The following is a 22,364-nucleotide window of genomic DNA, read 5'->3' on the forward strand; positions in this document are numbered from 1 at the left end:
CGCACAACCCCAGGTTGTGCGCTTTTTTTATTGGAGACACCCCTTATGTTTGCAACGCTGTCCCGCCGCGCCCTGCTCGCCGCCGCCTGCTGCGCCGCCGCATCTGGCGCCCTGGCCGCCACCGGCGACGGCTGGCCCAGCAAGCCCCTGCACCTGATCGTGGGCTTCCCCGCGGGCTCGTCGCCCGACCTGACGGCGCGCGCGCTGGCCGAGCCGCTGGAGAAGGCGCTGGGCCAGCCCATCATCGTCGAGAACAAGGTCGGCGCGGGCGGCAACATCGCCGCCGAGTACGTGGCCAAGGCCACGGACGGCCACACCTTCAGCGTGATGATCAACGGCAACATGACCATCGCCCGGCTGCTCAACCCCGGCGTGCGCTACGACCCGCTGAAGGACCTGCAGCCCGTGAGCCTGATCGGCGTGGCGCCGCTGGTGCTGGTGGCGCCGGCCGGCGCGCCCGAGGGCAAGGCCTTCTTCGCGGCCGCGGCCAGCGCCGGCGGCAAGTGGAGCTACGGCTCGCCCGGCGTGGGCACCGTGGGCCACCTGGGCATGGAGCTGCTCAAGAGCCGCGCGGCGCTCAAGGCCGAGCACATCCCCTACGCCGGCTACCCGCAGGTGTTCAACGCCATCCAGGGCGGCGACCTGCAGGTGTCCATGCTGCCGCCGGCGCTGGCCATGGCGCAGATCCAGGCGGGCAAGCTGCGCGGCATCGGCGTCACCTCAGCGGCGCGCAGCCCGCTGGCGCCCGGCCTGCCGAGCCTGAAGGAGCTGGGCGTGCAGAACTTCGACCTCGAGATCTGGAACGCCGTGGCCGCGCCCAAGGCCATGCCGCTGTCGCATGTGGCGCGGCTGTCCACGCTGGTGAGCGACATCGTGCGCACGCCCGAGATGCGCGCCAAGCTCGCGGTGCAGGGCTGGCAGGCCGTGGGCAGCTCGCCCGAGGGCCTGGCCAACCGCATCAACGCCGACGTGAAGGCGCTGGGCACCATCATCCGCGAGCAGAAGATCCGCACGCAGTGATTGTGGTAAAAATGGCCTCCAGCGCCTATGTATAAAGCGCAAGCAGCTATTATTTTGATAGAAACCACATGAGCACTGGAGAAGCCTTCGCCCAACTGTCGGCCTGGCAGGTCATGGCCTGGGGGCTGGCGCTGTTCGGCGGCCTGTACCTGGCCGGCGGCTGGGGCATGGGCTGGCTCACGCGCAGCCTGGCGCGCCGCGGCATCGGCCGCGTGCTCGACCAGCGCCCGCTCAAGCCCGACCAGCTGCGGCGCGAATGGCGCCAGTCCTTCCACTCCATCCTGGTCTTCGGCCTGGGCATGGTCGTGCCCTGGGGCTTCGTGCAACTGGGCTGGGCGCGGCTCAACCCCGATGCCGGCGGCTGGCTGATCGCCGCCGAGATCGCGGTGCTGCTGGTGTGGAACGACGTGCACTTCTGGATCAACCACCGATTGCTGCACACGCGCTGGTTCAAGCGCTTCCATGGCGACCACCACCGCTCGGTGGTCACCACGCCGTGGTCCACCTACAGCTTCCACCCGGTGGAGGCGCTGATGCTGGGCAATGTGATCCTGCTGCCCATGGTGCTGCACGACTTCAGCTTCTGGTCGCTGGCCGCGGTGCCGGCGCTGAGCCTGGCGCTGAACGTGATCGGGCATTCGAACTACGACTTCTTCCCGCAGGTGCCGGACCAGCACCCGCTGGCCGCCAGCCGCCGCCACCACCTGCACCATGCGCGCCCTGCGGGCAACTATGGCTTCGCGCTGGCCTTCATGGACCGGCTGATGCGCACCAGCGTGGTCCGTTGATGCCCCGGCTGCGCTCCTGGCGGGACCTGCAATCGCTGGCCTACCTGGCCGCGCTGCCGCTGCTGGTGGCGTGGCAGTGGCGCCATGGCGGGAACCTGGGGCTGTATGCGCTCACGCTCTTCCTCACGCTAGGCATAGGCGTCATCCACCACAACCACACGCACCTGCGCATGTGGCAGGGCCGGCACAGCCGCTTCGCCAACCGCGCCACCGACTACCTGCTCACGCTGCTGCAAGGCCATCCCACCTTCGTCTTCTGGCCCGCCCACGTGGCCAACCACCACCGCCATCGCCACGGCCCGCTCGATGCCGCGCGCACCTACCGCTTCGGCGGCGACCACAACCACCTGGCGGGCTACCTCGTCCATCCGCTGCAGGCGGCATGGGTGCTGTACCCGCTGTTCCTGCGCTGGCTGGCCGAGCTGCGCCAGCGCCAGCCCGGCGCCTTCTGGTACTGCATGGGCCAGTACGCGCTGTGGCTGGGCAGTTGGGGCGCGCTGCTGGCGCTGGACTGGCAAAAGGCGCTGCTGCTGGTGATAGCTCCGCAGCTGCACGGCCTGCACTGGCTGCTGGCCACCAACTACCTGCAGCACGCGCATGCCGACGGTCGGCCGCTGACCAGAGCGGCGCGCCATACCGCCGGTACCGTCCTGAACTACTCGCGCAACTTCGAGGGGCTGGTGAATCCGCTGCTGTTTAACATCGGGCTGCACACGGCACACCACGAGCACCCGCAGGCGCACTGGTCCGAGCTGACCCGGCTGCACCGCGAGCGCTACCGCCACCGGGTCGATCCCCGGCTGAACGAGCGGGGCCTCGCGCCCTATATGCTGCGGGTGTTCGTGCTGGGCCTGGTGCATCCGCCGGCCCGCAGCCGCTCCCTTATGCCACCAGACGCGATCCACTGATATCCATGCCTGTAGCCTATTCAGACACCTATATCCAGTCCGCCGGCCTGTTCCTGCCTGGCGCGCCCGTCGCCAACGCGGACATGGACACCTACATCGCGCCTTTGAGTCGCCTGTCCGAGCGCATCAAGCGCCGCATCCTGGCCGAAAACGGCATCCAGCAGCGCCACTACGCCATCGACGGCGAGGGCCGCACGGTGCACAGCAACACGCAGATGGCGGCCGAGGCCATCCGCCAGTGCCTGGCCGCGGCGGGCCGGCCGCTGGCCGACGTGGGCTTTCTCTCCAGCGGCTCGTCGGGCGGCGATGCGCTGATGCCCGGTTTTGCCAGCATGATCCAGGGCGAGCTGGCCGCGCCGCCGATGGAGCTGCTGTCGGTGCACGGTGTGTGCGCCGCCAGCGTGGGCGCACTGCAGGCCGCGGCGCTGGCCGTGGACCGGGGCCAGCACGCGCAGGCGCTGGCCGTGGCCGCCGAAATGCCCTCGCGATTGTTCAAGCGCTCGCGCTTCGCAGCCCAGGGCTACGACACCGATTTCGACGCACACTTCCTGCGCTGGATGCTGTCGGACGGCGCGGGCGCCGTGCTGCTGGGCCGGGCCGGCGCCTTGCCCACCGCCCCCGGCCTGCGCCTGAAGCTGGTGTGGACGCACCAGCGCAGCTTTGCCGGCGACTACCCGGTGTGCATGCAACTGGGCCTGACGCCCGACCGCGCCACCAGCCACCTCGACTTCGCCAGTTGGGGCGACGCCGAGGCCGCCGGCGCACTGGCGCTGCGCCAGGACATCCGGCTGCTGCCGCACCTGTTCGACGTGTGCATCCACGAGTACGCCCGCCTGGCGCGCGACGGCTGGGTGCCCGAGCAGGGCATAGACCACTTCCTGTGCCACTACTCGTCCGAGAAGTTCATCCCCGTGGTCGACGAGCTGCTGCATAAGGCCCAGCTCGCCATCCCGCGCGAGCGCTGGTGGAGCAACCTGGCCTGGCGCGGCAACACCGGCGCGGCCTCGATCTTCATCATGCTGGCGGAGTTCCTGCAGACCCAGCAGTCGCGCCTGAAGCCCGGCGATACCGTGCTGTGCTTCGTGCCCGAATCGGGCCGCTTCACCGCCGGCTACATGCTATTGAAAGTAGAGCTTGATGCGCAATCCAGCAGCGCGCCAGCGCCTGTTTTCATTCAAAGCCAGCCGGCCTCGGCGCAGGATGGCGACGCCATCGCGCCGCCGCACGACCCGGCCGCCGCGCCCGCCGGGCTGGCGCCGCTGCTCACCGAGCTGGCCAGCATCTGGCACGACTACCGCTCCAAGGTCTGGCGCACGCCGCTGCTGCGGCGCATCCGCAACCGCGAGCTGCAAAGCTCCGACTATGTGCGCTGGATGAGCCACTGGATTCCGCAGGTGCGCGAGGGCAGCCTGTGGATGCGCGAAGGCGCGGCCTCGCTGACCGGCGACTACGCCGCGCTGGCCGCGCTGATGGGCGTGCATGCCGGCGAGGAGCAGAACGACTTCAAGATCCTGCACAGCGACTACCTGAAGGCCGGCGGCACCGAGACCGACATCGCCCGGCTGCGCCGCAACCCCGGCGGCGAGGCGCTCAACGCCTACCTGCACGGCCTGGCCGCCACCACCAACCCCATCGGCCTGCTGGGCGCGATCTACATCATCGAGGGCACGGGCCAGCGCATCGTGCCCAGCCTGCTGCCGCTGCTGCGCGCCAGCCTGCCACTGCCGCCGGATGCCTTCCGCTTCCTCGAATACCACGGCGCCAACGACGAGAACCACCTGGAGCGCTGGCTCACGGCCGTGCAGATGGTGATGGCGCTGGACGAGCGCGGCGATGCGCCCCGGGCCATAGCCGCCACGGCGCGGCGCACCGCGCAGCTGTACCTGATGCAGTTCGAGCATGTGCTGGAGGAAACCACGTGAGCACCGATTTCCGCGACCTGCCGCACGACGAGCGCGACCCCAGCCCCTGGCTGGCGCTGTACCTGGACCAGAGCACGCCACTGCCCGACGAGGTCAAGGCCGCGTGGCTGCGCGACTCGAGCAGCCGCTCGCGCCAGTGGCTCCTGCCCTTTCTGCGCCCGCTGGCGCGCACCAGCATCATCCTGATCCAGATCTTCAAGGCACTGGTGCCCGGCAACTGGGCGCACTCCAGGCTGCTGCACCGGCTGCTGGCCTTCAGCATGAACCGCTTCGTCTCGCCCGAGGCCAACTGGTTCATCCTGCGCCACTTCCACCTGGGCTCGCAGATCCTGGCCTTCGTCGCGGCGAACGCGCCCACGCCGGTGTCCACCTCGCCGCTGGAGCCCGCGGACATCGATGCCATCGAGGACGAACTCTTCCTGCGCCACGACCTGAACCTGTTCAACTTCGTGATCCGGCTGAACACCGCGCTACGCGCCACCAACCAGCGCCTGCAGCCGGTGGAGCGGCCCGATTTCTCGATGGTGGTCGAGCCGCCGCTGCGGCTCGAAGACATGCCGCGCGGGCGGCTGAACATCCTCGACCTGCAAAGCGCCATCGAGGTCTACACGCCGGTCTACCAGCTGCTGCTGACCGACCACGACTTCTGGCGCGCCAGCAACTCGCTGCAGCTCGACGAGACCGTGGCCATCTACGTGGCCACCATCCTGAACACGCCCGAGCACCTGGTGATGCTGAACAACAAGCACCCGCTGGTGCCGCTGTCCACGCTCAAGGCCGGCCATCGCCTGGTGCTGCACGGCCTGTCGACCGAGATGCTGCACTGCCTGCTGGTGCGCATGGCCGAACAGCAGCCAGCACCAAGCCATCAAAAACAATAGCTGCCAGTGCTTGCTGCATAAGCGCTGACAGCCATTTTTACTGCAAACCCGCAATCAGGCGCCGTCGACCAGCTTCTGGATGTCGCCCGCCAGCTGCTCGCCCGGCGTGCCGTAGCGGCTGTACAGGCGCAGGCGGCCCTGCGGGTCGTAGATGTAGTCGCCGGCCGAGTGGTCCATGGTGTAGCTGCCGGGGGTGCTGCCTTCGACCTTCTTGTAGTAGACCTTGAAGTCCTTGGCCATCGCGGCCAGCTGCTCGGGCGAGCCGCTCAGGCCCACGAAGCTGGGATCGAAGTTCGCCATGTAGGCCTTGAGCACCTCGGGCGTGTCGCGCTCCGGGTCCACCGAGACGAAGACCACCTGCAGCTGCTCGCCCTTGGCGCCGAGCTGCTTCTTGACGTTGGCCAGCTCCAGCATGGTGGTGGGGCACACGTCCGGGCACTGGGTGTAGCCGAAGAACACGACCACGACCTTGCCCTTGAAGTCGGCCAGCGTGCGCAGCTTGCCTTCCTGGTCGGGCATGGAGAAGTCCTTGGCGTAGTCGGCGCCAGTCAGGTCGATGGCGTTGAAGCTGGCTTTTTCCTTCTGGCAGGCGGCCAGCAGGCCGGCCGCGCCGACGGCCAGCGCCGACTTCGCCATCCATTGCAGGGCATTGCGTTTGTTCATGGGGTCAGGGTGTAGTGGTCCACCAGCAGCGCGGCGAACAGCACGCTCAGGTGGATCAGGGAAAAACGGAAGGTCTTGCGCGCCAGCTGGTCCGAGTACTGGCGCCACAGCGCGAAGCCATAGGCGCAGAAGCCCAGGCTCAGCACCACGGCCGCGGCCAGGTAGAGCCACGAGCTCATGCCGAACACAAAGGGCAGCAGGCAGGCCGCGAACAGCACGATGGTGTAGAGGAACACATGCAGCCGCGTGAAGGCATTGCCGTGCGTGACCGGCAGCATGGGCAGGCCGCTCTTGCGGTAGTCCTCGACGCGGTACAGCGCCAGCGCCCAGAAGTGCGGCGGCGTCCACAGGAAGATGATGAGGAACAGCAGCAGCGAGTGCGGCGCGACGTCGCCCGTCATCGCCGCCCAGCCCAGCACCGGCGGCATGGCGCCCGAGGCGCCGCCGATGACGATGTTCTGCGGCGTCAGGGGCTTGAGGATCACGGTGTAGACCACCGCGTAGCCGACGAAGGTGGCGAAGGTGAGCCACATGGTCAGCGGATTCACCCACAGGTACAGGATCGCCGAGCCGATGCTGCACAGCAGCGCCGAGAACAGCAGGGTCTGGCGGTTGGACAGCTCGCCGCGCGCCGTGGGGCGCCAGGCGGTGCGCTTCATGCGCGCGTCGATGCCCTGCTCCACCAGGCAGTTGAAGGCGGCAGCCGCGCCCGCGACCAGCCAGATGCCCGCGCAGGCCACGGCCATCAGGCCCAGCTGCGGCGGCGTGGGCAGGCCCGGCACGGCCAGCACCATGCCGATCAGCGCGCAAAACACGATCAGTTGCACCACGCGCGGCTTGGTCAGCGCATAGAACTGCGCCAGCCGCGTCGGCATGGAGGCAGAGGAGGTTTCGGTCATTCCGGCACTCAAGATCAGTCCGTTTCTTTCGCGGTGCGCCCCGCATCGCTGCGGGTGGCGCACCAAATCCAGGTCAACACCGTGATGATGGCGGCCGCGCCGCCGGTATGCAGCACCGCCGCCACGATGGGCCAGTCCAGCACCACGTTGGACAGGCCGGTCAAAAACTGCAGCACGGTCAGCCCCACCAGCCAGCGCTGCTGGCCGCGCAGGGCCGGCACCGCGGCCAGACGCCAGCCCAGCCACAGCAGCGCCGGCAGCACCACATAGGCCCCGAGCCGGTGCACATAGTGAATGCCCACCAACGCCTGGTAGCTGATGTGCGAGCCATCGCGCAGCATGCCCAGTTCGCGCCAGAGCTGGAAGCCGTCGAAGCGCATTTCGGGCCACCAGGCGCCGTTGCAGCTCGGGAAGGTGGTACAGGCCAGCACCGCGTAGTTGGTGCTCACCCAGCCACCGAGCGCGATCTGCACCAGCACCAGTGCGGCCACCAGGGCCACGCCCCAGCGCAGGCAGGCACGGAGGGGAACCAGCGCCAGATTATCGGCAAATTGCGTGTGCCGCGTGGCCAGCACGCACAAAAGCACCAGGAGCAGCGTGCCGCCGAGCAGGTGCAGGGTGACGATGGCGGGAAAGAGCTTCATCGTCACCGTGAGCGCGCCGAACGCGCCCTGCAGCAGAATCCACAGCAAGGTCAGCGTGGGCCACCAGGGGCTGAGGGGCTGCGGCCCGCCGCTGCGCCGCTGCAGCCAGGCCGCCGCGGCCAGCACCACGATCAGCCCGCCCACGGCGGTGGCGAGGTAACGGTGGATCATCTCCACCCAGGCCTTGCCGTGCGTGACCGGGCCGGTGGGCATCGCGGCCTGGGCCGAGGCGATCTCGCTGTGCGCACCCACCGGGCTGGCGTTGCCGTAGCAGCCGGGCCAGTCGGGGCAGCCCAGGCCCGAATCGGTGAGCCGCGTGAAGGCGCCGAACAGCACCAGGTCGAAGGTCAGGAACAGCGTGAGCACCGCCAGCACCTGCATGCGCTTGAGCGGCGTGGCGCCGCGGTGGCGCCACCAGATCCAGGCGATGGGCCCGAGGGCGATCACCGCGCCGGTCAGCAGCACCCGCGCCAGCGGCGCCAGGTCGTACAGCTCGCTGCCGGTCACTATCGGCCTTCCTTGTCCCAGCTGGAGGACGCGCGCAGCAGGCGCTCCAGGTCGCGCCGGGCCCTGGCGGCATCGGCCTGCGGCAGCTGCGGCGGAAAGCGCAGCATCCAGTGGCCCAGCGGATCGACGACGTACAGGTGGTCTTGCAGCCGCTGGCCGGCCTGCGGTGCCAGCCACTGCTGCAGCGCGGCCGGCGGCACGCGCAGCACCGTCGCGCTGGCCAGGCCAGGCGCGATGGCGGCGGGCGGCTCGGCGTCATCGGCGATCAGCCACACCCAGTCCACGCGCTCCTTGTCCTTGCCCATGCTCTCGCGCAGCTGGCGCTGCAGGTACAGCGTGCCCTGGCACTGGGCATCGCAGGCGCCGCCCGAGACGCTCACCAGCAGCCACTGGCCCTGCAGGCTGCGCAGGTCCACGGTGCTGCCATCGAGCCGCCGCGCCTGCACGGCCGGGATCTCCTTCTGCGGCACGATCAGCTCGCCGAAGTTGCGCCGCCCCTCGGGCCGGATGACGTAGTAGGTGAAGTAGGACGCGATCACCGGCGCCGCGCAGACCAGCAGCACCAGCAGCATCTTGAGGCGGCCGCTGCGCGAGCGCTGGGCGTCGTCCATCGCGGCCTGCGCGCGCGGCATGGCGGGCAGGCTGTGGACGGTCAGCCCCAGCAGTTCATGGTCGCCGGGCTCAGGCGCCCGGGTGGCGGCGTCTTCGAAGGATACGTCGGACAATTTGGAACCAGACATAAAGAATCGCGATCAGGCCGCAGAGGCCGAACCACTGGAATGCGTAACCATAGTGTTTTTCCACCCCGGTGCCCACGACAGGCCAGTCGCGCAGCAGGCCATCGGCCGCCGCATCGGTCTGCACCACGGTGAAGGGAGACAAGCGCTGCCCGATCTCGCGGGCAAACGCATCGACGTGCAGATTTTGCCGTATGGGCGAAGCCCCCGCCCCTTCGTTCCCCTCGCCGGCCGAGGAAAACTCCCACAGCCGCGAAGGCTGGTCCGCCACGCGCCCGGCCAGTTGCACCGGCCCGGCCGGCGTGGGCACGGCCGGCAGCGCATTGCGGTCCTCGAAGTTGCGCGGCACCCAGCCGCGCTGCACCAGCACCACGGTGGCGCTGCCCGCCACGGGAGTGCCGGCCAAACGCAGCGGCGTGACGACGTAGAAGCCCGGCCGCCCCTGCATCTGCCGGTTGTCGAGGAACACCGTGTGCCCGGCCAGCCATTCGCCCTGCACCACCACGCGCCGGTGCAGCAGCGCGGCCGGATCGCCGGCACCGGCAGCGAGGCTGCGGCCGTCCAGCGCCGGCAGCGCGGCTTGCGCATCGAGCTGTGCCTGCCACTGCTCCTTCTCGGCGGCGCGGCGCAGCTGCCAAAAGCCCAGCGACGCCGTCACCGCCAGGGCCACCAGCGCGGCGATGGTGACCAGCAGCCAGCGCAGTCGCCCTGCGGGTGCCCGTGCGGCGTTCACCGGCGGCTCCACGGCCCGCCCATGCCGACGCGGCCAGCAGGGGCGTTGCCAGGCGATATACTGGTTTCACGCATATGTGACCTGCGCATCATGCTTCATTTACCATAGCAAACAAGTATACCCACAGGGGACTCCCATGAAGATCGTCATTGTGCTGGCCTTTCTGGTGATTCTGGGCAGCCTGGCCTCGGCCCTGCTGTTCATGATGCGCGGCAACCAGGGCAGCAACAGCCGCATGGCCTGGGCGCTGACGGTGCGCATCGGCGTGTCGGTGCTGGTGTTCCTGCTGATCCTGCTGGCCTGGAAGCTGGGCTACATCCAGCCCACCGGCCTGCGCAGCGGCACCTGAAGCGGATCGCTTGACTCAAAAACAGGAGCTATTAGCGCTTACCCAGCAATGAATTCAATGTAGTTTTCATTTGAAATCCTTGTCCATCAAGCGCCAGCCGCTCCTCTTTTTATCTCAACCCTGCCATAAAAAAAAGCGCCTTGCGGCGCTTTTTTTCTGGGTGGTGCCGTCTTACATCCAGTAGACCAGCACGTACAGGCCCAGCCAGACCACGTCCACGAAGTGCCAGTACCAGGCGGCGCCCTCGAAGCCGAAGTGGTGGCTGGCCGTGAAGTGGCCCTTCTGCAGGCGCAGCGTGGTGAAGAACAGCATCAGCATGCCCACGAAGACGTGGAAGCCGTGGAAGCCGGTGAGCATGTAGAAGGTCGAGCCGTACACGCCGGAGTTGAGCTTGAGGTTCAGCTCGGTGTAGAGGTGGAAGTACTCGTAGCCCTGCACGCACAGGAAGATGAAGCCCAGCAGCACGGTGATCCACATGAAGCTGATGGTCTTGGCGCGCAGGTTCTCGCGCAGCGCATGGTGGGCGATGGTCAGCGTCACGCCCGAGGTCAGCAGCAGCGCGGTGTTGATGGTGGGCAGCCAGAACGGGCCCACGGTCTGGAAGGGCTCGACGATGCCGGCGGGCGACGCCGTGGCGCCGGCGGCGATGCTCGGCCACACGGCCTTGAAGTCGGGCCACAGCACGGCATTGGCCAGGCTGCCCAGCGCCGGCACCGAGTGCGAGCGCGCCCACCACAGCGCGGTGAAGAAGGCGCCGAAGAACATCACCTCGGAGAAGATGAACCAGCTCATGCTCCAGCGGAAGGACATGTCGATGCGGTGGCTGTACTTGCCCGTCTCGCTCTCGTGGATGGCCTCGCTGAACCACTGGTACAGCACGCATAGCCACCAGGCCAGGCCGGCGAAGCAGGCGTACTTGCCCCACTCGTGGCCATTGACCCACTGCGCCGCACCCAGGATGACGAAGAACAGCCCGATGGCGGCCATGACCGGGTGCCGCGACTCGGCTGGCACATAGTAGTACGGCGTTGCGCCGGTGGTGGATGCACTCATTTCAGCTCCTGATTTCTCGTTTTCTGTTTGCTATGTCTATGAATTTGTTACACGAGCCAGTTTACCAGCGCGATCAGTCCGAGCACCAGCAGGAAGATGGCGGCCAGGCCGACTGCGATGATCTGCAGCGGCGTGACCTTCTCGATGTCCTGCTGGTATTCCGAGCCCTTGCGCAGCCCCACCAGGGACCAGGCCACGGCGCGGATGCTGCGCAGCAGCCCGCCCCCGGCGGGCTTGCCCTGCGGTGCAGGCTGGGGCGCCGCCATCATGATCCCTGGCTTTCCGGCACAGCGGCCGCCGGGGCCGCGGCGACCGGCGCGGGCGGCACCTTGCCGCCCACCTCGAAGAAGGTGTAGGACAGCGTGATGGTCGTCACGTCCTTGGACAGCTTGGGGTCGATCACGAAGGCCACCGGCCACTGCTTCTCTTCACCCGGGCTCAGCGTGTACTGGTTGAAGCAGAAGCACTCCAGCTTGTTGAAGTACGGCGCCGCCTGGCGGGGCGCGTAGCTGGGGATGGCCTGGGCCGACATGCGGCGGTCCTGCTCGTTGCGGAACTCGTACATCACCGTGGCCAGCTCGCCCGGATGCACCTGCATCGAGTGCACCGCGGGCTTGAAGCTCCAGGGCCCGCGCGCATTGGCGTCGAACTCCACGGTGATCGTGCGGCTGGTGTCCACCTGGGTGTTGGCAGGCACCTTGACGTTCTTGCCCGCCTTGCCGTTGCCCGGCACCTCGCGCTCGGAGAGCGACAGGATGTTGATACCCGTCACCTCGCAGATGCGCTGGTAGATGGGCACCAGCGCATAGCCGAAGGCGAACATGCCCAGCGTGATCACCGCCAGCTTGCCCACCATCCTTGCGTTTTCCATCTTCTGCCGCACACCGATTCCTTGAAAAGCGTTCAACGACCCAGCATCAGCATCTTCGCCAGGAAACCCAGGAAGAACACGACTGCGATCGAAGCCAGTATCCAGGCCAACCGCCGGTTGGCCTTGCGCTGCTCAGGCGTTGCCATGCCTGTTTAGCCGATGACCTTGGTGGCCGTCGCATCCAGCTTGGGAGGCGTCTCGAAGGTATGGAACGGCGCCGGCGAAGGCACTTCCCACTCCAGGCCTTCCGCGGCTTCCCAGGGCTTTTGCGGTGCCTTCTCGCCCTGGCCGCGCATGGCCGGCCAGACGATGAACACGAAGAAGTACACCTGCATCAGGCCGAAGCCGAAGGCGCCGATCGAGGCCAGCATGTTGAAGTCGGCGAACTGCATGGGGTAGTCGGCATAGCGGCGCGGCATGCCGGCCAGACCCAGGAAGTGCATCGGGAAGAAGGTCACGTTGAAGGTGATCAGCGAACCCCAGAAGTGGATCTTGCCGCGGGTTTCGTTGTACATCACGCCGGTCCACTTCGGGCTCCAGTAGTAGTAGGCCGCGAACATCGAGAACAGCGAACCGGCCACCAGCACGTAGTGGAAGTGCGCCACCACGTAGTAGGTGTCCTGCAGCTGGATGTCAATGGGGGCCATCGACAGGATCAGGCCGGTGAAGCCGCCCATGGTGAACACGAAGATGAAGCCCACCGAGAACAGCATCGGGGTCTCGAAGGTCATCGAGCCGCGCCACATCGTGGCCACCCAGTTGAAGATCTTCACGGCCGTCGGCACCGAGATCAGCATCGTGGCGTACATGAAGAACAGCTGGCCGGTCACCGGCATGCCGGTGGTGAACATGTGGTGTGCCCACACGATGAACGACAGGATGGCGATGGAGGCCGTGGCGTAGACCATCGAGGCGTAGCCGAACAGCTTCTTGCGTGCGAATGCGGGCACGATCTGGCTGATGATGCCGAAGGCCGGCAGGATCATGATGTACACCTCGGGGTGGCCGAAGAACCAGAAGATGTGCTGGTACATCACCGGGTCGCCGCCGCCGGCGGGGTTGAAGAAGCTGGTGCCGAAGTGGCGGTCGGTCAGCGTCATGGTGATCGCGCCAGCCAGCACGGGCATCACGGCGATCAGCAGGTAGGCGGTGATCAGCCAGGTCCAGGCGAACATCGGCATCTTCATCAGCGTCATGCCGGGAGCGCGCATGTTCAGGATGGTGACGATGATGTTGATCGCGCCCATGATGGACGAGGCGCCCATGATGTGCATCGCGAAGATGCCGGCGTCCATCGACGGGCCCATCTGCAGCGTCAACGGCGCATACAGCGTCCAGCCGGCGGCGGGTGCGCCGCCGGGCATGAAGAACGAGCCCACCAGCATCAGGCCGGCGGGAATCAGCAGCCAGAAGCTGAAGTTGTTCATTCGCGCGAAGGCCATGTCGGAAGCGCCAATCTGCAGCGGCAGCATCCAGTTCGCAAAGCCCACGAAGGCCGGCATGATCGCGCCGAACACCATGATCAGACCGTGCATGGTGGTCAGCTGGTTGAACAGCTCGGGGTTCACCACCTGCAGGCCGGGCTTGAACAGCTCGGCGCGGATCAGCAGCGCCAGGATGCCGCCCACCATCAGCATGGTGAACGAGAACAGCAGGTACAGCGTACCGATGTCCTTGTGGTTGGTGGCGAACATCCAGCGGCGCCAACCGGTGGGGCCGTGGTGATGGTGGTCGTCGTGATCGTGGCTGTGGCCTGCGTCGTGTCCGTGATTGTCGAGAACTGCACTCATTGTCGATACCTCAAATCCAGCCAGATTTACTTGCTACGCTCAGCCACGACTTCGGAAGGCTGCACCAGTTGGCCGGTCTTGTTGGACCAGGCGTTCTTCGTGTAGGTCACCACGGCAGCCAGGTCCGTGTCGCTCAGTTGCTTCCATGCCGGCATGGCACCGTTGTTGGCGCCATTGAGCACCAGGTGCAGCTGCTTGCCATGGTCGGCGTCCTTCACGATGGCCGAGCCATCGAGCGCCTTGATCGGGCCCGCGCCCTTGCCGTTGGCCTGGTGGCAGGCGGCACAGTTCGCCGCATACACCTTCTCGCCGCGGGCGCTCAGGTCTTCCAGCACCCAAACCTTGTTCGGGTCGTCCTGCTTGGCCGCCAGCTTCTTCTTCTCGCCGTCGACCCACTTGCTGTAATCCTCAGCCGACAGCACCTTCACATGGATGGGCATGTAGGCGTGCTCCTTGCCGCACAGCTCGGCGCACTGGCCGTAGTAGTCGCCGGTCTTCTCGGCGCGGAACCAGGTGTCGCGCACGAAGCCGGGGATCGCATCCTGCTTGATGCCGAAGGCCGGCACCATGAAGGCGTGGATCACGTCGTTGGCCGTGGTGATGATGCGCACCTTCTTGTTCACCGGCACCACCAGCGGGTTGTCGACCTTCAACAGGTAGTCGTTGGGCGCCTTCGAGACGTCGCCGCTGTTGGACAGCACGCGGTGGCTGTTGTCCAGCGTAGAGATGTAGGACAGGCCTTCACCCTCGCCATTGAGGTAGTCGTAGCCCCACTTCCACTGGTAGCCGGTGGCCTTGATGGTCAGGTCGGCATTGGTCGTGTCCTTCTGCGCCACCAGCACCTTGGTGGCGGGCAAGGCCATCAGGATCACGATGATGAAGGGCGCCACGGTCCAGGCCACTTCGACGGATACGGACTCGTGGAACGAAGCCGGCTTGGCTCCCTTGGACTTGCGGTGCTTCCAGATGGAATAGAACATCACCGCGAAGACGGCGATGAAGATCACCGTGCAGATGATGAGCATCATCCAGTGCAGGGAGCTCTGCTCCTCCGCGATCTTGGTCACCGCCGGCGGCAGGTTCATCTGCTTGACTGCGGGGCCTCCCGGCAGATCCTGCACTGCATGGGCCATGGACCCCAGCCCTGCACCGGCCACCAGCAGCAAAGAAGCCAGCCTTTTCGAAACGCTATTCATAGTTGTCACTTACTTCTTAACTTCTCATCATTGATAGACATTCCGATGCACGCTATGTGGGCTAGCGACTCGGCCGGTCCCTGCCATGCAGTGCTAACAAATCGAAAGCACGACATGCACTATGGGAGCCAGTCTGTCCTGCGCCCGAGCATGGCCTGAACTGCCCAAGATTGCAACCCAGGCTATCCCCGAAACATAGGCGTTTCACAACAAATTGCACCCGGGTATAGACAACTGGCGTAAATGCCGTTCCACCTCTGCCGCGCGCGGATAAGACCGCGGGCGATTGTATCGCCCACATTTGAAAATTAAGGGACGGATGGCGGCCGTTCGCAGCGATTGTCCGGTCAATCGCCGCGCTTGCCGGCGCGCAGCATGCTCTGCATATCCTCGAAGGAAATCCGGCTCTCGCCCTGCATGCGGACTTTGGGCACGGGCTTGAATGCATGGCCGTAGATGATCTCGAAGGTGACCTCCAGCCGGCGCTCCTGGCCATCAGCCTGCTGTCCCGCAAGCGATAGATCCCAGGCCTGCAGCCAGCGCCGACCCCGCAGGCCGCCATGGCGCTGCCGGTGCAGGTTGCGCCCCAGCTCGCGCAGCTCCGCGCGCAGCTTTTCCGGCGACGAGTACGAGAGCACGATGCGCTCCATGTCCATGACCGGCTCGGCAAAGCCGGTCTGCACCAGCATGTCGCCCCAGTCGTGCATGTCGGTGAAGTCATGGCTGACCGGCCCCCAGCCCTGTTCGGCATAGAGGCGGCGCAACTCCTTCAGCGTATCGGGCCCCAGGCACGAGAACATCAGGTAGCCGTCCACCGCCAGCAGGCTGTGCCATTCCTGCAACAGTGCCTGCGGATTGGCGCTGGCATGCAGCGCCATGTTGGCCCAGAGCATATTCACCTCGCCTGCCTGGGCGGCGCCAAAGCGCGGCGCGGGCTGGCGCCAGCGCTCCGGGCTCCACCATTTGGGCTGCAGCTGCTGCTGCGCCTGCGCCAGCCGGAGCGCCGCCTCGTCCATCACGACGCAGCGGGCCTGGGGAAACTGCGCCGCCACCAGCCGGTGCGCCTCGATGCCCGCCAGCGCCGGCTGCCAGCTGCACCAGGCGGCGGGCTTTTGCATAATCCATTGCAGCCGGTCGGCCATGCGCCGCCCCACCTCCTCGTGCAGCCACGGGCTGTGCGTGGGCGCCTGCAGCGCCCAGCGGTGGGCGGCGACCGGGTCGATACTGGGGGGAACTTGAAACTCAGCCATGGATAGAGGGCGCCGGCCAGCGGCGGGCGGGAGGTGGATATGGGATGGTGGTCAGGGGTATACCAGGGAATGGCGCAACTCGCGGCGCGCATTCCCAGCCAGTGCTTTGTCTGCCGGTCGTGGCCCAGCGCGCGGCTGTGTCCGGCCTGCGAAGCAGCCCTGTGGCAGCGGGACCAGCGGCGCTGCCCGCGCTGCGCGCTGCAGCTGCCGGCCACGGCGCCGACCTGCGGCGCCTGCCTGCGCGAGCCCCTGCTGCTCACCACCTGCCATGCAGCCGTGGACTATATCGCGCCTTGGAGCGACATGGTGCAGGCGCTGAAATTTCACCAGCACCCGGCATGGGCTCCCGTGTTGGCCGGCTATATCGCCGCCACGCCCGGCGCAGCCGCCGCATTCGCCTGCTGCGACTGGGTAGCGCCGGTGCCGCTGTCCGCCGAACGGCTGCGCGAGCGCGGCTTCAACCAGGCGCTGCTGATCGCCCGGCGGCTGCACCGCCTGCTGGCAGCCGAGGCACCAGCCCCGCAGTTGCATCCCCGCCTGCTGCTGCGCCAGCACGACACGCCGCCGCAAAGCCGCTCCACCCGCGCCCAGCGGCAGCGCAACCTGCAGCGCAGCTTTGCCATCGAACCCCGGCTGCAGCCCCAGGTGCGGGGCCGATGCATCGCGCTGGTGGACGACGTGATGACCACCGGCGCCACCCTGAACGCCGCGGCCCGCCTGCTGCTGGCCGCCGGTGCCGCCGAAGTGCATGGCTTCGTCTTTGCGCGCACGCCGCTGCGCGGAGGCTCTTAAAATCCTGCCCCTATGTTCAATGTCGTCCTGGTCGAGCCCGAGATTCCGCCCAACACGGGCAATGTGATACGCCTGTGCGCCAATACCGGCAGCCGGCTGCACCTGGTGGAGCCGCTGGGCTTTTCGATGGAGGACCGCCTGATGCGCCGCGCCGGGCTGGACTACCACGAGTACGCCCAGGTGCTGCGGCACGCCAGCTGGGCGGTCTTTCTGGAAGCCATGCAGCCCGCGCCCGGGCGCATGTTCGCCATGACCACGCACGGCAGCAGCAATCTGTTCGAGCAGCGCTTTGAGCCCGGCGACTGGCTGGTGTTCGGTTCGGAAACCCGGGGCCTGGCGCCGGAGCTGCGCGAAAGCTTTGCGCTGCCCCAGCGGCTGCGCCTGCCCATGGTGGCCAGGCAGCGCAGCCTGAACCTGTCGAACGCCGTGGCGGTGACCGTCTTCGAGGCTTGGCGGCAGAACGGCTTTGCCGCCGGCACGCCCTGAATCAATGCTGGCTGCGCTTGACGAAGAACAGCCCCGCCCCCACCGCCATCAGCAGGCCGCCGAACACCCGGTTCTGCAGGCGCATGGCCCCGCCGCTGCGCAGCAGGCGGCGCAGCGCGCTGGCGCTGGCCGCGTAGCCGTGCATGACGACCATGTCCACCGCGATGGTCGTCGCCGCCAGGATCAGCAGTTGCAGCCACAGCGGGCGCTCGGAGGTCATGAACTGCGGCAGCACCGCGACCATGAAGATGATGCCCTTGGGGTTGGTGGCGTTGGTCATGAAGCCGGTCAGGCAGCGCTTGCGCCAGGTCGTGGCCGGCAGCGCGGCCTCGTCGCCCTGCAGCGGCCCGCCGCCGGCGCGCCATTGCTGCAGGCCGATGTAGATCAGGTAGCAGGCACCGGCGATCTTCACGGCGTTGAACGCCGGCTCGGAGGCGATCAGCAGCGAGCCCACGCCCGCGCCCGCCACCAGCAGGATCAGCAGCAGCCCCAGCTGCAGCCCGACGATGGTGGCGCTGGTCTTGCGCACGCCGTACGACAGGCCGTGGCTCATCGACAGCACCGCACCCGAGCCCGGCGAAATCGCAATGATGCAGGCGGCCGCCAGGTAGGCCATCCAGGTATGCAAATCCATTCCGTTCCTCTACGCTTTCTTTCTGCGAATAACAAATATGCAGGGGCGCCATTATCGACCCAAGGGGGCCGCGCCTCAAACTCCTGTTTTTATAGCTGCTAGCGCTTGCTGCTATTGCACCAACAGGCAATTTCACTCAAACTCTCGCCATCCCGGCAGCAGCACCGTCCATGGAACACGCACCCACCTGGCTGACCTATACCTTCCTCTACCTGGCCGCCGCCGTGGTGGCCGTGCCCATCTCGCGCGCGCTGGGCCTGGGCGCCATCATCGGCTACCTGGCCGCCGGCATGATCATCGGGCCCAGCGGCCTGGCGCTGGTGAGCAATGTGCAGGACATCCTGCATTTCTCCGAGTTCGGCGTGGTGCTGATGCTGTTCCTCATCGGCCTGGAGCTGCAGCCCAGCCGGCTGTGGAGCCTGCGCCGCCCCATCTTCGGCTGGGGAACGGCCCAGATGCTGCTGTGCACGGCCGCGCTGTTTGCCGCGGCGCTGCTGGCCCGCGCCGACTGGCGGCTGGCGCTGGTGGCCTCGCTCGGCTTGGCGCTGTCATCGACCGCCATTGCGCTGCAATCCATCGCCGAACGCAACCTGATGGGCACCGACAGCGGCAAGGCGGCATTCTCCATCCTGCTGTTCCAGGACGTGGCGGCGATTCCCATCCTGGCGCTGCTGCCGCTGCTCGCGCTGGGCGGGCATGCTGCCAGCGCGGATGCCGGCACCTTGTGGGCGCTGTGCAAGACGGTAGCCATCGTCGCGGCGGTGATCGTCGGCGGCCGGCACCTGCTGCGCCCGCTGCTGCGCTGGATCGCGCAGAGCAAGACGCAGGAGATCTTCACCGCCACCGCGCTGCTGCTGGTGGTGGCGATCGCGCTGCTGATGGTGCAGCTCGGCCTGTCGATGGCGCTGGGCGCCTTCCTGGCCGGCGTGCTGCTGGCCGACAGCGAGTACCGTGCCGAACTGGAAACAGACATCGAGCCCTTCAAGGGCCTGCTGCTCGGCCTGTTCTTCATCGCCGTGGGCATGACCATCGATTTCGGCGTCATCCTGCGCGCGCCGCTCACCATGGCCTTGCTGGTGGTGCTGTTCCTGGCGCTCAAGGCCGGCGCCATCTACGCGCTGGCGGCCGGCCTGCGCATGCCGCGGCAGGAGCGCCCGCTGTTCACGCTGCTGCTGGCCCAGGGCGGCGAGTTCGCCTTCGTGGTCTTCAGCACGGCACAGAACCAGAAGATCATCAGCGACGAACACGCTTCGCTGCTGATCGGCGCGGTGGCGATCTCGATGGTGGTGACGCCGCTGGTCGTCACCGCCGTCGACCGTTGGGTGGTGCGCCGCTTCGCGCAGCTGGACGACGGCGCCGACAAGCCCGCCGAGCTATCCGAGCCACAGGAGGCGCCCATCGTCATCGCCGGCTTCGGCCGCTACGGCCAGATCGTGACCCGCATGCTGCTCTCGCAGGGCATCAAGCCCGTCATCCTGGACCGCAGCGTCGAGATGCTCGAGGTGGCGCGGGTGTTCGGCTACCGCGTGTTCTATGGCGATGCCACGCGGCTCGACCTGCTGCGCATCGCCGGCATCGAGAAGGCGCGCGTGCTGGTGATCGCCGTCGACGGAGAGGAGCAGGCCAACGAGATCGCCGCGCTGGCGCTCAAGCACTTTCCGCACCTGCAGGTCGTGGCGCGCGCCAAGGACGTGTCGCACTGGTATGCGCTGCGCGACCTGGGCGTGCAGCACATCGACCGCGAGGTCTTCGACTCCAGCCTGCAGAGCGCGCAGAAGACGCTGGAGCTGGTGGGCTACAGCGCCGAGGACGCGCAGTACGTGGCCACGGTGTTCCGCGTGCACAACCTCGAGCTCACCGAGAAGATGTACGAGCACCACCACGACCGCGAGGCCCTGATCGCCGTGGCCAAGCAGGGCCGCGACCAATTGACCGAGCAGATGCTGCGCGAGCGCCAGGAGCGCGCCATGGGCACCACCGCCGCCGAAGCGCCGATGAGCCCCTACCCCGCGCACCCGCCCATTCCGCCGGCCACCGGAGCGCCGGCCGCCGGAGCGCCGGCCGCCGGATCGCCGGCCGCCGAATCGCCCTGACGCTGCATGGCCTGCCGGGTGGTGCTACCCTCGCCGCCTATGTTCAACCCATCCCAAGCCGACGTACGGCGATTCTTCTGCGCGGTCCATGCCAAGTCGCTGGCCGGCGCCCCGATGGAGGCCATCGAGACCCTGGCCAGTCTGTGGATCGCCGAACACCCCGAATACCACGCCGACCTGCAGGACGCCGAAGCCGCCATCGCGCGCAACTACGACGAGACGCCGGAGGCCACCAACCCCTTCCTGCACCTGTCCATGCATTTGTCGATCAGCGAGCAGTGCAGCATCGACCAGCCACGCGGCATCCGCCAGGCGGTGGAACTGCTGTCCAGGCGCCTGGACTCGCTGCACGACGCCCACCATGTGGCCATGGAGTGCCTGGGCACCATGCTGTGGGAAAGCCAGCGCTCGGGCCGCCCGCCCGACGGCAACGCCTACGTGGCCGCCGTGCAGCGCCAGGCCACCAAGGACTGAAACAAAAAAGGCTCCCACGGGAGCCTTTTTTGGGGGAGCGCAGTGCGGCTTACTTGCGGAAGCGCGACTCAGGGATGGTCTGCAGGTCGCCGTCCAGGCTGCCCAGGTAATTGGCCAACTCCTTCATCTCGCTGTTGGAGAACTGCTTGGCGATGGCGCCCATCACCGCGTTGTTGCGGCCGACCATGGCGTTGTTCGTGACCTTGTACGACTTGAGCGCCGCAAACAGGTAGTCGGCGTTCTGGCCGGCGATCTTCGGGTACGACGGATCGATGGGCTTGGCGAAGTTGTCGCCGTGGCAGGACACGCAGGTGCCCTTCTTCAGCAGCTCGGCCACCTTGGCCGAAGGCTCGCGCGCCTTGTCGGCCGCCTTGGCCGTGCCCGCGCCGTGCTGCTCGTAGTAGGCGGAGACATCGGCGATGTCCTGCTCGGTCAGCGAGTCGGCAATGCCGCGCATCGTGGGGTGCTTGCGGTCGCCCTTCTTGTAGGCCGTCAATGCGGCGGCGATGTACTTGCCGCCCTGGCCGGAAATCTTGGGAACCTTGTAGACCTCGGGGAAGCTGGCCTGGTAGCCGATGATGCCGTGGCAACCGATACACATGGCGATCTTGTTTTCCCCCGCCTTGGCATCGCCCTTCACTTCTTCTGCGAAACCCATGCTCGTCGCAGAAGCGACAGCCAATGCAAATACCGTGGTCAATGTTTTATTCATTTTGCGCGCACAATCGTGTGGAAAATCTTGTCTCTGGCAGATGTTTGATTATATTGAGCATTCCATCTGTCCTTGCCTCAACGATCTGCATTCAAACCCCATGAAATTCCAAGGCTCACAGAACTACGTCGCCACCAAAGACCTGATGCTTGCGGTCAATGCAGCGATTACCCTTCAAAGACCGCTTCTCGTCAAGGGGGAACCCGGCACAGGGAAAACCATGCTGGCGGAGGAGGTGTCAGAGGCGCTAGGCATGCCGTTGCTGCAGTGGCACATCAAGTCCACCACCAAGGCGCAGCAGGGCCTGTACGAATATGACGCGGTCAGTCGTTTGCGCGACAGCCAGCTGGCCGACGTGGAGGGCGCCGAGCGCGTCAAGAACATCCACAACTACATCGTCAAGGGCGTGCTGTGGCAGGCCTTCACCGCCGACCAGCCGGTGGCGCTGCTGATCGACGAGATCGACAAGGCGGACATCGAGTTCCCCAACGACCTGCTGCGCGAGCTCGACCGCATGGAGTTCTACTGCTACGAGACGCGCGAACTGGTGCGCGCCAAGCACCGGCCGCTGGTGTTCATCACCTCGAACAACGAGAAGGAACTGCCCGACGCCTTCCTGCGCCGCTGCTTCTTCCACTACATCAAGTTCCCCGAGCCGGACACGATGAAGCAGATCGTGGACGTGCACTTTCCCACGCTCAAGGGCGAGCTGCTGGCCGCCGCGATGCGCGTGTTCTACGAGGTGCGCAACCTGCCGGGCCTGAAGAAGAAGCCTTCGACCAGCGAGCTGATCGACTGGCTCAAGCTGCTGGTGGCCGAGGACATTCCGCCCGAGACGCTGCAGACCGCCGACCAGAAGATCGCCGTGCCGCCGCTGGTGGGCGCACTGCTCAAGAACGAGCAGGATGTGTCCCTGTTCGAGAAGCTGGTCTTCATGAACCAGAGAAACCGGTGATCCGCCC

At 66.7% G+C, this 22,364-nt stretch carries 25 protein-coding genes; 11 read left to right on the top strand and 14 right to left on the bottom strand.

Features of this window, described 5'->3' with window-relative positions; translation table 11 throughout:
- The first annotated feature begins 45 nt into the window (after window positions 1-45).
- The 5 genes from ACYVKR_RS00540 to ACYVKR_RS00560 all read left to right on the top strand — a co-directional run bounded on the left by ACYVKR_RS00540 (window position 46) and on the right by ACYVKR_RS00560 (window position 5,519).
- Window positions 46-1,020 carry a Bug family tripartite tricarboxylate transporter substrate binding protein gene (locus ACYVKR_RS00540; RefSeq protein ID WP_460478755.1) on the top strand — a complete coding sequence of 325 codons (975 nt, stop codon included), beginning with the start codon at window positions 46-48 and terminating at the stop codon, window positions 1,018-1,020.
- A gap of 68 nt (window positions 1,021-1,088) precedes the next feature.
- The gene (locus ACYVKR_RS00545; protein WP_460478756.1) at window positions 1,089-1,808 is read left to right on the top strand and encodes a sterol desaturase family protein; all 720 of its coding nucleotides are present in this window, start codon (window positions 1,089-1,091) and stop codon (window positions 1,806-1,808) included.
- Window positions 1,808-2,716, top strand: a complete 909-nt coding sequence (locus ACYVKR_RS00550; protein WP_460478757.1) for a fatty acid desaturase — start codon at window positions 1,808-1,810, stop codon at window positions 2,714-2,716. The genes ACYVKR_RS00545 and ACYVKR_RS00550 overlap by 1 nt, the downstream gene beginning before the upstream one ends.
- A gap of 5 nt (window positions 2,717-2,721) precedes the next feature.
- Window positions 2,722-4,638 carry a beta-ketoacyl-ACP synthase III gene (locus ACYVKR_RS00555; RefSeq protein WP_460478758.1) on the top strand — a complete coding sequence of 639 codons (1,917 nt, stop codon included), beginning with the start codon at window positions 2,722-2,724 and terminating at the stop codon, window positions 4,636-4,638.
- The gene (locus ACYVKR_RS00560) at window positions 4,635-5,519 is read left to right on the top strand and encodes a DUF6999 family protein (protein WP_460478759.1); all 885 of its coding nucleotides are present in this window, start codon (window positions 4,635-4,637) and stop codon (window positions 5,517-5,519) included. Before ACYVKR_RS00555 ends, ACYVKR_RS00560 begins: the two co-directional genes overlap by 4 nt.
- Window positions 5,520-5,573: 54 nt before the next feature.
- On the opposite strand, the gene ACYVKR_RS00565 is transcribed toward ACYVKR_RS00560, so the two are convergent.
- Genes ACYVKR_RS00565 through ACYVKR_RS00585 form a run of 5 tightly spaced genes read right to left on the bottom strand, consistent with a single transcriptional unit; the run spans window position 5,574 to window position 9,702 of the window.
- Window positions 5,574-6,182 (bottom strand): SCO family protein, encoded by a 609-nt coding sequence (locus ACYVKR_RS00565; RefSeq protein ID WP_460478760.1) that lies wholly within the window; start codon window positions 6,180-6,182, stop codon window positions 5,574-5,576.
- The gene (gene cyoE, locus ACYVKR_RS00570; RefSeq protein WP_460478761.1) at window positions 6,179-7,081 is read right to left on the bottom strand and encodes a heme o synthase; all 903 of its coding nucleotides are present in this window, start codon (window positions 7,079-7,081) and stop codon (window positions 6,179-6,181) included. Before cyoE ends, ACYVKR_RS00565 begins: the two co-directional genes overlap by 4 nt.
- Window positions 7,082-7,095: 14 nt before the next feature.
- Window positions 7,096-8,235 carry a COX15/CtaA family protein gene (locus ACYVKR_RS00575; RefSeq protein WP_460479113.1) on the bottom strand — a complete coding sequence of 380 codons (1,140 nt, stop codon included), beginning with the start codon at window positions 8,233-8,235 and terminating at the stop codon, window positions 7,096-7,098.
- Window positions 8,232-8,972, bottom strand: a complete 741-nt coding sequence (locus tag ACYVKR_RS00580) for a hypothetical protein (protein ID WP_460478762.1) — start codon at window positions 8,970-8,972, stop codon at window positions 8,232-8,234. Before ACYVKR_RS00580 ends, ACYVKR_RS00575 begins: the two co-directional genes overlap by 4 nt.
- On the bottom strand, window positions 8,914-9,702 hold the full coding sequence (locus ACYVKR_RS00585) for an SURF1 family protein (RefSeq protein ID WP_460478763.1): 789 nt from the start codon (window positions 9,700-9,702) through the stop codon (window positions 8,914-8,916). Before ACYVKR_RS00585 ends, ACYVKR_RS00580 begins: the two co-directional genes overlap by 59 nt.
- 136 nt (window positions 9,703-9,838) lie before the next feature.
- Between ACYVKR_RS00585 and ACYVKR_RS00590 the strand changes: the two genes are divergently transcribed.
- Complete coding sequence (locus tag ACYVKR_RS00590; protein ID WP_460478764.1) at window positions 9,839-10,051, top strand: DUF2909 domain-containing protein; 213 nt, start codon at window positions 9,839-9,841, stop codon at window positions 10,049-10,051.
- Window positions 10,052-10,222: 171 nt separating this feature from the next.
- Here the strand turns inward: ACYVKR_RS00590 and ACYVKR_RS00595 are convergent, their stop codons facing one another.
- From ACYVKR_RS00595 to ACYVKR_RS00625, 7 genes are all read right to left on the bottom strand, one after another.
- Window positions 10,223-11,104 (bottom strand): cytochrome c oxidase subunit 3, encoded by an 882-nt coding sequence (locus ACYVKR_RS00595; protein ID WP_460478765.1) that lies wholly within the window; start codon window positions 11,102-11,104, stop codon window positions 10,223-10,225.
- 47 nt (window positions 11,105-11,151) lie between these two features.
- Window positions 11,152-11,370, bottom strand: a complete 219-nt coding sequence (locus tag ACYVKR_RS00600) for a DUF2970 domain-containing protein (RefSeq protein WP_460479114.1) — start codon at window positions 11,368-11,370, stop codon at window positions 11,152-11,154.
- Window positions 11,370-11,975, bottom strand: a complete 606-nt coding sequence (locus ACYVKR_RS00605) for a cytochrome c oxidase assembly protein (RefSeq protein ID WP_460478766.1) — start codon at window positions 11,973-11,975, stop codon at window positions 11,370-11,372. The genes ACYVKR_RS00600 and ACYVKR_RS00605 overlap by 1 nt, the downstream gene beginning before the upstream one ends.
- Before the next feature lie 32 nt (window positions 11,976-12,007).
- Window positions 12,008-12,121, bottom strand: coding sequence for a cytochrome oxidase small assembly protein (locus ACYVKR_RS00610; protein WP_460478767.1), 114 nt, complete (start codon window positions 12,119-12,121; stop codon window positions 12,008-12,010).
- A gap of 6 nt (window positions 12,122-12,127) precedes the next feature.
- Window positions 12,128-13,765 (bottom strand): cytochrome c oxidase subunit I, encoded by a 1,638-nt coding sequence (gene ctaD / locus ACYVKR_RS00615; RefSeq protein ID WP_460478768.1) that lies wholly within the window; start codon window positions 13,763-13,765, stop codon window positions 12,128-12,130.
- A 26-nt stretch (window positions 13,766-13,791) separates the two neighbouring features.
- Window positions 13,792-14,961: a cytochrome c oxidase subunit II gene (gene coxB, locus ACYVKR_RS00620; RefSeq protein ID WP_460478769.1), complete on the bottom strand. Its 1,170-nt coding sequence runs from the start codon at window positions 14,959-14,961 to the stop codon at window positions 13,792-13,794.
- A 347-nt stretch (window positions 14,962-15,308) separates the two neighbouring features.
- Window positions 15,309-16,211, bottom strand: a complete 903-nt coding sequence (locus ACYVKR_RS00625; RefSeq protein ID WP_460478770.1) for a methyltransferase domain-containing protein — start codon at window positions 16,209-16,211, stop codon at window positions 15,309-15,311.
- Window positions 16,212-16,280: 69 nt separating this feature from the next.
- Here ACYVKR_RS00625 and ACYVKR_RS00630 point away from each other — a divergent pair, with 69 nt between their 5' ends.
- On the top strand, window positions 16,281-17,003 hold the full coding sequence (locus tag ACYVKR_RS00630) for a phosphoribosyltransferase family protein (RefSeq protein ID WP_460478771.1): 723 nt from the start codon (window positions 16,281-16,283) through the stop codon (window positions 17,001-17,003).
- A 12-nt stretch (window positions 17,004-17,015) separates the two neighbouring features.
- On the top strand, window positions 17,016-17,489 hold the full coding sequence (gene trmL / locus ACYVKR_RS00635) for a tRNA (cytidine(34)-2'-O)-methyltransferase (RefSeq protein WP_460478772.1): 474 nt from the start codon (window positions 17,016-17,018) through the stop codon (window positions 17,487-17,489).
- A 1-nt stretch (window position 17,490) separates the two neighbouring features.
- On the opposite strand, the gene ACYVKR_RS00640 is transcribed toward trmL, so the two are convergent.
- Complete coding sequence (locus ACYVKR_RS00640) at window positions 17,491-18,123, bottom strand: LysE family translocator (RefSeq protein WP_460478773.1); 633 nt, start codon at window positions 18,121-18,123, stop codon at window positions 17,491-17,493.
- Window positions 18,124-18,293: 170 nt separating this feature from the next.
- Here ACYVKR_RS00640 and kefC point away from each other — a divergent pair, with 170 nt between their 5' ends.
- Both kefC and ACYVKR_RS00650 read left to right on the top strand, forming a co-directional pair.
- Window positions 18,294-20,216 (top strand): monovalent cation:proton antiporter-2 (CPA2) family protein, encoded by a 1,923-nt coding sequence (kefC, locus tag ACYVKR_RS00645; protein WP_460478774.1) that lies wholly within the window; start codon window positions 18,294-18,296, stop codon window positions 20,214-20,216.
- Window positions 20,217-20,255: 39 nt separating this feature from the next.
- A complete protein-coding gene (locus ACYVKR_RS00650; RefSeq protein ID WP_460478775.1) occupies window positions 20,256-20,690 on the top strand; it encodes a DUF1841 family protein in 435 nt (144 codons plus the stop codon).
- Window positions 20,691-20,739: 49 nt separating this feature from the next.
- Here the strand turns inward: ACYVKR_RS00650 and ACYVKR_RS00655 are convergent, their stop codons facing one another.
- On the bottom strand, window positions 20,740-21,402 hold the full coding sequence (locus tag ACYVKR_RS00655) for a c-type cytochrome (protein WP_460478776.1): 663 nt from the start codon (window positions 21,400-21,402) through the stop codon (window positions 20,740-20,742).
- Window positions 21,403-21,502: 100 nt separating this feature from the next.
- Here ACYVKR_RS00655 and ACYVKR_RS00660 point away from each other — a divergent pair, with 100 nt between their 5' ends.
- Entirely contained in the window at window positions 21,503-22,357 is an 855-nt protein-coding gene (locus tag ACYVKR_RS00660) for an AAA family ATPase (protein WP_460478777.1), read from the top strand.
- The last annotated feature ends 7 nt before the right edge of the window (window positions 22,358-22,364 follow it).

This window comes from Comamonas humi (genome assembly GCF_054782535.1).

What these genes read in the sequence shown, in the direction of transcription:
- ACYVKR_RS00540 (WP_460478755.1), top strand. Translation starts at nt 46, where the DNA reads ATGTTTGCAACGCTGTCCCGCCGCGCCCTGCTCGCCGCCGCCTGCTGC.
- ACYVKR_RS00545 (WP_460478756.1), top strand. Translation starts at nt 1,089, where the DNA reads ATGAGCACTGGAGAAGCCTTCGCCCAACTGTCGGCCTGGCAGGTCATG.
- ACYVKR_RS00550 (WP_460478757.1), top strand. Translation starts at nt 1,808, where the DNA reads ATGCCCCGGCTGCGCTCCTGGCGGGACCTGCAATCGCTGGCCTACCTG.
- ACYVKR_RS00555 (WP_460478758.1), top strand. Translation starts at nt 2,722, where the DNA reads ATGCCTGTAGCCTATTCAGACACCTATATCCAGTCCGCCGGCCTGTTC.
- ACYVKR_RS00565 (WP_460478760.1), bottom strand. Translation starts at nt 6,182, where the DNA reads ATGAACAAACGCAATGCCCTGCAATGGATGGCGAAGTCGGCGCTGGCC.
- cyoE (WP_460478761.1), bottom strand. Translation starts at nt 7,081, where the DNA reads ATGACCGAAACCTCCTCTGCCTCCATGCCGACGCGGCTGGCGCAGTTC.
- ACYVKR_RS00580 (WP_460478762.1), bottom strand. Translation starts at nt 8,972, where the DNA reads ATGTCTGGTTCCAAATTGTCCGACGTATCCTTCGAAGACGCCGCCACC.
- ACYVKR_RS00590 (WP_460478764.1), top strand. Translation starts at nt 9,839, where the DNA reads ATGAAGATCGTCATTGTGCTGGCCTTTCTGGTGATTCTGGGCAGCCTG.
- ACYVKR_RS00595 (WP_460478765.1), bottom strand. Translation starts at nt 11,104, where the DNA reads ATGAGTGCATCCACCACCGGCGCAACGCCGTACTACTATGTGCCAGCC.
- ACYVKR_RS00600 (WP_460479114.1), bottom strand. Translation starts at nt 11,370, where the DNA reads ATGGCGGCGCCCCAGCCTGCACCGCAGGGCAAGCCCGCCGGGGGCGGG.
- ACYVKR_RS00605 (WP_460478766.1), bottom strand. Translation starts at nt 11,975, where the DNA reads ATGGAAAACGCAAGGATGGTGGGCAAGCTGGCGGTGATCACGCTGGGC.
- ACYVKR_RS00610 (WP_460478767.1), bottom strand. Translation starts at nt 12,121, where the DNA reads ATGGCAACGCCTGAGCAGCGCAAGGCCAACCGGCGGTTGGCCTGGATA.
- ctaD (WP_460478768.1), bottom strand. Translation starts at nt 13,765, where the DNA reads ATGAGTGCAGTTCTCGACAATCACGGACACGACGCAGGCCACAGCCAC.
- coxB (WP_460478769.1), bottom strand. Translation starts at nt 14,961, where the DNA reads ATGAATAGCGTTTCGAAAAGGCTGGCTTCTTTGCTGCTGGTGGCCGGT.
- ACYVKR_RS00625 (WP_460478770.1), bottom strand. Translation starts at nt 16,211, where the DNA reads ATGGCTGAGTTTCAAGTTCCCCCCAGTATCGACCCGGTCGCCGCCCAC.
- ACYVKR_RS00630 (WP_460478771.1), top strand. Translation starts at nt 16,281, where the DNA reads ATGGCGCAACTCGCGGCGCGCATTCCCAGCCAGTGCTTTGTCTGCCGG.
- trmL (WP_460478772.1), top strand. Translation starts at nt 17,016, where the DNA reads ATGTTCAATGTCGTCCTGGTCGAGCCCGAGATTCCGCCCAACACGGGC.
- ACYVKR_RS00640 (WP_460478773.1), bottom strand. Translation starts at nt 18,123, where the DNA reads ATGGATTTGCATACCTGGATGGCCTACCTGGCGGCCGCCTGCATCATT.
- kefC (WP_460478774.1), top strand. Translation starts at nt 18,294, where the DNA reads ATGGAACACGCACCCACCTGGCTGACCTATACCTTCCTCTACCTGGCC.
- ACYVKR_RS00650 (WP_460478775.1), top strand. Translation starts at nt 20,256, where the DNA reads ATGTTCAACCCATCCCAAGCCGACGTACGGCGATTCTTCTGCGCGGTC.
- ACYVKR_RS00655 (WP_460478776.1), bottom strand. Translation starts at nt 21,402, where the DNA reads ATGAATAAAACATTGACCACGGTATTTGCATTGGCTGTCGCTTCTGCG.
- ACYVKR_RS00660 (WP_460478777.1), top strand. Translation starts at nt 21,503, where the DNA reads ATGAAATTCCAAGGCTCACAGAACTACGTCGCCACCAAAGACCTGATG.